Origin of the sequence: Mycobacterium sp., from assembly GCF_019247615.1 — a bacterium.
Taxonomy (GTDB): domain Bacteria; phylum Actinomycetota; class Actinomycetes; order Mycobacteriales; family Mycobacteriaceae; genus Mycobacterium.
Genome location: NZ_JAFBAT010000194.1, coordinates 1 through 7843 on the forward strand (window position 1 = coordinate 1; position 7843 = coordinate 7843).

A 7843-nucleotide genomic window follows, 5' to 3' on the forward strand; every position below is an offset into this window, starting at 1 on the left:
CCCCAACGAAATGATGCTCGGCGATCCAGTGTCGGCGATACCCCCAGCGCTCGGCGTGCTGCGCGAGGTCGATCGTGTTGTGCAGAGCCGTCGCGGCGTCGCTGCCGGCGCTGATCGGCGCCAGATCCAGTATCGATAGCGGCACCCGCGTCATCGGTTCACCGCCGCGTACCGGTTCGGCGCCACCGGCAGGCCCAGCCGCGCGCGCAGCGTTTCACCCTGCCGGTAGCCGGTGCGGAAGCGCCCCGCCCGCTGCAGCAACGGCACCACCTCACCGACAATCGTCGGCAGATCGGTGGCGTTGACGGCCGGCCGCAGCCGCGCACCGTCGATGCCCAGCCGCTGCCAACCTAACAGCATGTCAACCAATTCCGTTGCGCTGCCGTTGAAGACAAGCGCGTCGGAGCGGAAGTCGCCATCGCCGGTGAACGAGACCACCACGTCGGCAAGAACTTTCAGCCGGGAGCCACCCGCGGCGTGCACCTCGTCGAGGATACCGGCCACCGCGGCATCGTCGGCGGGCGTGATGAAGACGACGTCGGCTGCGGCCGCGGCGAACTCGTAGGCGGGCCCGACGTGCGCCAAGGCGGCCACCAACGGCTGACCCTGCGGTGGACGCGGCGTGATCGACGGCCCCTTGACGGAGAAGTATTTTCCGGCGAAGTCGATGTAGTGCAGTCTGTCGACGTCGACGTAGCGCCCGGTGGACACGTCGCGGATGATCGCGTCGTCCTCCCAGCTGTCCCATAACCGGCGCACGACGTCGACATACTCGATTGCCTCGTCGAACAATGCGATTCGGGACGGGTCCCGACGGCCGAACAGGGCCGCTTCGTGCGTCGTCGCGCTGACCCTGGGCTGCCAGCCCGCCCGCCCGTGCGACACATAGTCAAGTGTGGCAATGGATTTCGAGACATGGAAGGGCTCGGTGTGGGTGACGGTGGCGACCGGAATCAGCCCAATGTGCTGCGTCGCGGGCGCGATGCGGGCAGCGACCAGGACGGCGTCGGCCCGGCCCGCCAGCCGATCCGGATGGATGCGCTCGCCTCGTCCGATTTGCGGCATCAAGGTGTCGTCGATGGTGAGGAAGTCGAGCAGCCCCCGCTCGGCGGTGACCGCCAGCTGGACCCAGTGGCGACCGCTGAGCACCGACGGCGCGGCTGGGTCTGCCCGGAGCGTGGGCCGCCACGCCTGGGGGTGCCACCCGTATCCGTCCAGCGCGACGCCCACGTGAAACTGGCCCGTCATGGGAGCCACTTCTCAAAGGCGATGGGACGGAAAGGCCCCCAGTCCGGCACCGGCTCCGCGGGAGCCACGCGGGCGTATCCCGTCGCGTCGTAGAGCGCCTCGGCCTCGGGCTGACGATTACCGGTGATCAGGTAGAGCCTCCGGTAACCGCGCGCGGCGGTCTCCTGCTCCAGCGCCACCAGCAGCGCCCTCGCGTAGCCGCGGCGCCGATGAGCGCGGTCGGTCCAGATCCGCTTGAGTTCGGCGGTGTCGGCGTCGAAGCGCCGAAACGCCCCGCCCGTGACCGGCACGCCGCGCAGCACGCCGATCAGCAGACCGCCGTGCGGCGGCGCCAACTCGTCGGCCGGCACGGGCAGCCAGCTCAGATGCGCGTCCGGTGTGCCGCCGTAGCGCTCCGCATACTCGACGGCCAATTCGGTCAACAGCGGCCCTGCCAGCGCATGATCATGCGTGGCCGCGACGAACGTCAGCGCTGAATGGGGCATCACTAACGGTCTAACGCCTGCCGCCGGGAAGCATTCCTTATCCGGACCGGCGCAGCAGCGGCACACCGGCGATCGCTCGCCAGCCGAGCAATAGGAACGCGGTCACCGCGGCCGCCACCACCACGAAACTCGCCGCCACGCCCGCCGCGGTTGCCTTGCGTAGCACCATGCCGACCACCACGGTGCAGAGCCACACGGTCACGCCGGTCGGGATGACCGCGGTGGGCCGCCGCCAACCGCGAGACGCCAGCCAGCCGACCAGGGTTCCGGTGAGGAACGGCCACGCCGTGGTCGCCACGCCCACGACGCTGACACCCTCTTGGTGGCTGCGACGTCCGACAGCACAAAACACCAGCACAGAGATCGCGTCCATGGCCAGCCACACCAGCCGTCGCATCCAGCAAGAATATCGGGCCGGCCCCAGTTAATGGCAGGCTGAGTCCTATGAGCACGCAGACGCCTCCCGCCTTCGACCGCGAAGACCCGCTGGGCCTCGATGCCTCACTGTCCGATGACGAACTCGCGGTGCGCGATACCGTCAGAAAGTTCTGCGCCGAGCACGTGCTGCCCCACATCGCGGAATGGTTCGAGATCGGCGACCTACCGGTCCGCGAACTAGCCAAACAGTTCGGCGAGCTCGGCCTGCTCGGCATGCACCTGCACGGCTACGGATGCGGCGGCGCGTCGGCAGTGCACTACGGGCTGGCCTGCACCGAGCTGGAGGCCGCCGACTCCGGGGTTCGCTCCATGGTGTCGGTGCAGGGGTCGCTGGCGATGTTCGCGATCTGGAAGTTCGGATCGGAGGAACAAAAGCAGCAGTGGCTTCCGGGCATGGCCGCAGGCGAACTGCTCGGATGCTTCGGGCTGACAGAGCCCGACGTGGGGTCGGATCCCGCCGCGATGAAAACCCGGGCGCGGCGCGACGGCTCCGATTGGGTGCTGACCGGCCGGAAACTCTGGATCACCAACGGGACGGTCGCGGACGTCGCGATCGTGTGGGCCGCCACCGATGACGGGATTCGCGGCTTCATCGTTCCCACGAGCGCCCCGGGGTTCGCGGCCAACACCATCCACCACAAGCTGTCACTGCGCGCGTCGATCACCAGTGAGCTGGTCCTGGATGATGTGCGGCTGCCCGCCGACGCGATGCTGCCCGAGGCCAAGGGCCTCCGCGGGCCGCTGTCGTGCCTGTCGGAGGCGCGCTACGGGATCATCTGGGGATCGATGGGCGCGGCGCGGTCCGCCTGGCAGGCTGCGCTGGACTACGCCACCCAGCGCACACAGTTCGGCCGGCCGATCGCCGGATTCCAGTTGACGCAGGCGAAACTCGTTGACATGGCGGTCGAGCTGCACAAGGGGCAGCTGCTGTCGCTGCACCTCGGCCGGCTCAAGGACAGCGGTGGGCTGCGTCCCGAGCAGGTCAGCTTCGGCAAGCTCAACAACACCCGCGAGGCCATCAACATCTGCCGGACAGCTCGGACGATATTGGGGGGCAATGGAATATCGCTGGAATATCCGGTCATCCGCCACATGGTCAACCTGGAATCGGTACTTACCTACGAGGGCACTCCGGAGATGCATCAGCTCGTGCTCGGGCAGGCGTTCACCGGTATCGACGCCTTCCGCTGAGTCCACCGGTGCCGCCAAGGAGCTCACCATGAGGGTCATCGCACGTCGCTTGGGTGTTGTTGTCGCCGCGGTTGGTTTGGCTGTGGCCGGGATGGCAACGGGCCGGGCCGATCCCGTGACGCTGCCGCCGATGGCATCAGGCGGCGGCGGGCCGATCATCGGAGGCGGTGCTAACGCAGGTATTGCCCAGCAACTGACCATCCTGGGTAATCCCAATGTCCAAGAGGTCGACGGCTCGAACGCGGCACAATTCATCAATGCCGCCGTAGCGGTTCCCAACCAGCAACTCGCTGCGCCCTTCTCGCTGCTACGTCGGGCGCTGGCCTGCCAGAACAACGGGGCCGGATTTGGGGCGCGCGCCTATCGTCGCACCGACGGGCAATGGGGAGGTGCCATGCTGGTCGCCGCCAAGAGCGCCACACCCAACGTCGATGCCCTGGCCGCCTGCGCCAAAACCAATTGGCGCCGCGCCACCCTGGGCAGCGATACGTCGATGTGCAACAGCGGCTGGACGAACGCGAATGCCTTCTCCAGCCACGAGAGCGAGGCGTATTACGTCTTGCTGGCCGGGACCGCCGACGACTTTTGCACCGCGCTCAACGGAAAGTACAAGACCGGTTTCAGCGCGTGGCCGTTCTGAGCTGCTGCGGTTCAACGATCCTGACGACGGCGGGTGCACCGGAATTGCTATGGGGCACGTGCCGGGCGATTTGCCCGAGGATTCCCGCGCCGATGGCGATCGCGACGATGATCCCGCCGATGATGATTCCGGCGAGCGCCATCCCGCGGCCACGCTGACCGGTTTGGTTGATCTGGTGCAGCGCGACGAACCCAAAGATCAGCCCCAGCAAGGGCCCGACGACGCACAGCCACCCGAATAACGAGCACACCAACGAGGCCACTGCCATCCCATTGGTGGCGGCGCTTTGCGGTGGCGGTGGCGGCGGATAGCCACCGTAGCCGTAACCGCCCGGTGGCGGCGGATAACCGTAACCGCCCGGCGGAGGGGGTGGGTAGTTGGGCGGTTGTTCCGTCAAGGATGCCTCCTGGGCCGAGAGGCACAAACTCTACTCTGCGCCTTGCGGCTTGTCGCCGGACAGTTTCAAACGCCTTGCCCAAGAAGGACGGTGGATCCGGGCCCGGCCCGCGCTGCCTGCCTCTGGCCCCGACCGGAGACGTTTGCCTCACGAAGTCCTAGGGTGGACATGGCTGCGGAACGTGAGATCAGGCTCGGACGGACCCGGAGGAAAGTATGTCGCGCCATCGCGTCGTCATCATCGGAAGCGGATTCGGCGGGCTTACTGCGGCCAGGTCCCTGAAGCGGGCAGACGTCGAGATCACCCTGATCTCCAAAACCACGACGCACCTGTTTCAGCCGTTGCTGTACCAGGTGGCCACCGGGATCCTGTCCGAGGGTGACATCGCCCCGACGACCCGGCTGATCCTGCGCAATCAGAAGAACGTCCGGGTGTTGCTGGGCGAGGTCAACGGGATCGATCTGACGGCGAAAACGGTGACGTCGAAGTTGATCGATATGGAGACTGTGACCCCCTACGACAGCCTCATCGTGGCCGCGGGCGCACAGCAGTCCTACTTCGGCAACGACCAATTCGCGACCTTCGCGCCCGGAATGAAGACCATCGACGATGCTCTCGAGCTGCGCGGCCGCATCCTCGGGGCGTTCGAGGCGGCCGAGGTGGCCACCGACCCCGCCGAGCGACAACGCCGGCTTACCTTCGTCGTCGTCGGGGCCGGCCCGACGGGGGTCGAGGTGGCCGGCGAGATCGTCCAACTCGCCGAACGGACCCTCGCCGGAGCATTCCGGACCATCACGCCCAGCGAATGCCGGGTGATCCTGCTCGACGCCGCGCCGGCCGTGCTGCCGCCGATGGGCCCGAAGCTGGGCCTCAAGGCACAAAAGCGCCTGGAGAAGATGGACGTCGAGGTCCAACTCAACGCGATGGTGAGTGCCGTCGACTACAAGGGCATCACCGTCAAGGAGAAGGACGGCGCCGAACGGCGGATCGAATGCGCCTGCAAGGTATGGGCGGCCGGCGTCCAGGCCAGCCCGCTGGGCAAGATGATCGCCGAGCAGTCCGACGGAACCGAAGTCGACCGCGCCGGACGGGTGATCGTGGAACCCGACCTCACCGTCAAGGGGCATCCGAACGTTTTCATCATCGGTGATCTGATGTCGGTGCCGGGTGTTCCCGGCATGGCGCAGGGCGCGATCCAGGGCGCGCACTACGCCACCAACCTCATCAAGCAGGGACTCAAGGGGCACGACGACCCGGCAAATCGCAAGCCGTTCAAGTACTTCGACAAGGGCAGCATGGCCCTTGTCTCCCGGTACAGTGCCGTGGCGAAGGTCGGCAAGCTCGAGTTCGGGGGCTTCATCGCCTGGTTGGCCTGGCTGCTTTTGCACCTGTTGTACCTTGTCGGCTTTCGCAATCGCATCGCCGCCATGTTCTCGTGGGGGATCTCGTTTTTGGGCCGCACTCGGGGCCAGATGGCGATCACCAGCCAGATGGTCTACGCCCGGGTGGTGACGAACCTGATGCAGGCGCAAGTGGAGGGAGGCGCGCTGGCCGCGGTCGAACGCGCCGAAGCGGCCGAACAGAAGGCGGCCGGTTAGCGAAGCGCGTCGTCGAGGTCGGCGATCAGGTCGTCGGTGCCCTCCAGCCCGACCGAGATGCGAACCACGTTGTCGCCCAGCCCGATCGCCTCGCGGCCCTCCGGCCCCATCGCGCGGTGCGTCGTCGTCGCCGGGTGCGTCACAAGCGATTTGGCGTCGCCGAGATTGTTGGAGATGTCGATCAGACGGAGCTTGTCGAGCACCTCGAAAGCCCGTTGCTTGGCAGCACCTTTCGCGCAGTCAAGGGCAAACGTTATCACCGTCCCGCCGCCGGACATCTGACGCTTGGCCAGGTCGTATTGCGGGTGGGACGGTAAATGGGGGTAGCGCACCCAGCTCACCGCCGGATGCCGCTCCAAGAATTCGGCAATTCGGTGTGCCGACGAATTGCTGTGCTCGACCCGAACGGCCAGCGTCTCAAGGCCTTTCAGTAGCACCCAGGCGTTGAACGCACTCATCGCGGGGCCGGTGTGCCGCATCAGCTTCTGCACCGGACCGTCGATGTACTCCTTGTCGCCGAGGATCGCGCCGCCCAGGACCCGGCCCTGACCGTCAATGTGCTTGGTGCCCGAGTACACCACCACGTCCACCCCGAGCGGGAAGCCCTGCTGCAGCAGTGGGGTAGCAAACACGTTGTCCAACACCACCTTCGCGCCCGCAGCGTGGGAAAGCTCGCTCACCGCCGCGATGTCCACCAGCGACTGCATCGGGTTGGACGGCGTCTCGAAGAACACCGCCGCGGTGGGCACGGACAGCGCCCGCTCCCACTGCGCCAAGTCGTCGCCGTCGACGAAAACGGTCTCGACGCCCCACCGCGGCAGGATCTCGTTGCACACGACAAAGCAGGACCCGAACAGGCTGCGGGCCGCGACCAAACGGTCACCGGCGCCCAGCAGGGCGCCCAGCGAGGTGAACACCGCGGCCATCCCGCTCGCGGTGGCGAACGCCGCGGGCGCCCCCTCGATCAGGCGTAATCGCTCCTCGAACATCGTCACCGTCGGGTTGCCGTACCGCGAGTACACGAAATGGTCCAGCTCGCCGGTGAAGGATCGTTCCGCAACGGCAGCCGATTCGTAGACATAGCCGGACGTCAAATACATCGCCTCGGCGGTTTCTTCGAAACCGGACCGCAACAGTCCGCCGCGCACGCCGATGGTCGCCTGACTGACGCCGTTGGGCAGCTCCTTGGGCGTGCGGACCGAGTCGTTCATCCCGGTCTCAGCCCTGTCGCCAAGGCAAACCTACGGCGCGCCAACCGGTTCCACCGCGATGACCCTCAGCGTCGAGATGGCCCTCAAAGCCGTCCAGCACGTTGTAGGCGGGTGTGATGCCCAACTCCGTGGCGGTCTCGGCCGCGCCGATGGAGCGGTTTCCCGAGCGACACAGGAAGATCGCCGGCCGCTCCTGGTCTCCCCCGGCGGGTTGGACCCGTTGCTTCAGCTCGTCCGCGAAATTCGCGTTGGGCGTCCCGTCGGATGTGACCCACTCGATGAACACCACCTCGCGGCCCAGGCTCGACAGGTCCGGCACCCCGACGAACCGCCATTCCGCGTCGGTGCGCACATCGACCAACACGGCGCGAGGGTTGTCGCTGAGTAGCTGCCATGCCTCCGACGGCGTGATATCTCCTGCGTAGCTCATCCGCGTGAGTCTCGCACATTCAGGGCCGACGATACCTGTCGGGCGCGGTCGCGTGCGGCCGCCACATCCGGTGCCGTCGCCAGCGCAACGCCCAGCATGTTCGTTGCGCCGGCGGGCGAGAATCCGCGCCCGAAGGAGCGAAGATCGCTTTCCGGGACTCCCAGCGCGCGGGCCAGCCCTGCGGGGTGCGGCGTCCCTGCGCCAC

General features: G+C 67.0%; 9 protein-coding genes and 2 pseudogenes. 3 read left to right on the forward strand and 8 right to left on the reverse strand.

All coding sequences use genetic code 11. The features are described 5' to 3' along the window. The 4 genes and pseudogenes from JO059_RS13340 to JO059_RS13355 all read right to left on the reverse strand — a co-directional run. A pseudogene (locus JO059_RS13340) lies at positions 1-154 on the reverse strand (LLM class flavin-dependent oxidoreductase); the annotation flags it as partial. Beyond that, complete coding sequence (locus JO059_RS13345) at positions 151-1248, reverse strand: LLM class flavin-dependent oxidoreductase (protein ID WP_293319395.1); 1098 nt, start codon at positions 1246-1248, stop codon at positions 151-153. The pseudogene JO059_RS13340 and the gene JO059_RS13345, both read right to left, overlap by 4 nt. Next, the gene (locus JO059_RS13350; protein ID WP_293319397.1) at positions 1245-1733 is read right to left on the reverse strand and encodes a GNAT family N-acetyltransferase; all 489 of its coding nucleotides are present in this window, start codon (positions 1731-1733) and stop codon (positions 1245-1247) included. Before JO059_RS13350 ends, JO059_RS13345 begins: the two co-directional genes overlap by 4 nt. Before the next feature lie 37 nt (positions 1734-1770). Continuing rightward, the gene (locus tag JO059_RS13355; RefSeq protein ID WP_293319399.1) at positions 1771-2130 is read right to left on the reverse strand and encodes a DUF3054 domain-containing protein; all 360 of its coding nucleotides are present in this window, start codon (positions 2128-2130) and stop codon (positions 1771-1773) included. Positions 2131-2177: 47 nt separating this feature from the next. Here JO059_RS13355 and JO059_RS13360 point away from each other — a divergent pair, with 47 nt between their 5' ends. Both JO059_RS13360 and JO059_RS13365 read left to right on the forward strand, forming a co-directional pair. Further along, positions 2178-3362, forward strand: a complete 1185-nt coding sequence (locus tag JO059_RS13360) for an acyl-CoA dehydrogenase (RefSeq protein ID WP_293319401.1) — start codon at positions 2178-2180, stop codon at positions 3360-3362. Positions 3363-3390: 28 nt separating this feature from the next. Then, complete coding sequence (locus JO059_RS13365; protein WP_293319403.1) at positions 3391-4002, forward strand: hypothetical protein; 612 nt, start codon at positions 3391-3393, stop codon at positions 4000-4002. On the opposite strand, the gene JO059_RS13370 is transcribed toward JO059_RS13365, so the two are convergent. Continuing rightward, a complete protein-coding gene (locus JO059_RS13370; RefSeq protein ID WP_293319405.1) occupies positions 3983-4399 on the reverse strand; it encodes a DUF4190 domain-containing protein in 417 nt (138 codons plus the stop codon). The two genes, JO059_RS13365 and JO059_RS13370, sit on opposite strands and share 20 nt — an antisense overlap. Before the next feature lie 215 nt (positions 4400-4614). On the opposite strand from JO059_RS13370, the gene JO059_RS13375 reads away from it, so the two are divergent. Beyond that, positions 4615-5997, forward strand: coding sequence for an NAD(P)/FAD-dependent oxidoreductase (locus JO059_RS13375; protein ID WP_293319407.1), 1383 nt, complete (start codon positions 4615-4617; stop codon positions 5995-5997). Here the strand turns inward: JO059_RS13375 and JO059_RS13380 are convergent. The 3 genes and pseudogenes from JO059_RS13380 to JO059_RS13390 form a co-directional block, all read right to left on the reverse strand. Continuing rightward, positions 5994-7208 (reverse strand): O-succinylhomoserine sulfhydrylase, encoded by a 1215-nt coding sequence (locus JO059_RS13380; protein WP_293319409.1) that lies wholly within the window; start codon positions 7206-7208, stop codon positions 5994-5996. The genes JO059_RS13375 and JO059_RS13380 overlap by 4 nt on opposite strands. Before the next feature lie 7 nt (positions 7209-7215). Then, entirely contained in the window at positions 7216-7638 is a 423-nt protein-coding gene (locus JO059_RS13385) for a rhodanese-like domain-containing protein (protein ID WP_293319411.1), read from the reverse strand. Next, a pseudogene (locus JO059_RS13390) lies at positions 7635-7843 on the reverse strand (phosphoribosylglycinamide formyltransferase 2); the annotation flags it as partial. The gene JO059_RS13385 and the pseudogene JO059_RS13390, both read right to left, overlap by 4 nt.

Excerpts from the sequence above, each read along its gene's own strand:
- JO059_RS13350 (WP_293319397.1), bottom strand. The coding sequence starts at position 1,733 with ATGCCCCATTCAGCGCTGACGTTCGTCGCGGCCACGCATGATCATGCG.
- JO059_RS13380 (WP_293319409.1), bottom strand. The coding sequence starts at position 7,208 with ATGAACGACTCGGTCCGCACGCCCAAGGAGCTGCCCAACGGCGTCAGT.
- JO059_RS13385 (WP_293319411.1), bottom strand. The coding sequence starts at position 7,638 with ATGAGCTACGCAGGAGATATCACGCCGTCGGAGGCATGGCAGCTACTC.
- JO059_RS13355 (WP_293319399.1), bottom strand. The coding sequence starts at position 2,130 with ATGCGACGGCTGGTGTGGCTGGCCATGGACGCGATCTCTGTGCTGGTG.
- JO059_RS13360 (WP_293319401.1), top strand. The coding sequence starts at position 2,178 with ATGAGCACGCAGACGCCTCCCGCCTTCGACCGCGAAGACCCGCTGGGC.
- JO059_RS13375 (WP_293319407.1), top strand. The coding sequence starts at position 4,615 with ATGTCGCGCCATCGCGTCGTCATCATCGGAAGCGGATTCGGCGGGCTT.
- JO059_RS13345 (WP_293319395.1), bottom strand. The coding sequence starts at position 1,248 with ATGACGGGCCAGTTTCACGTGGGCGTCGCGCTGGACGGATACGGGTGG.
- JO059_RS13365 (WP_293319403.1), top strand. The coding sequence starts at position 3,391 with ATGAGGGTCATCGCACGTCGCTTGGGTGTTGTTGTCGCCGCGGTTGGT.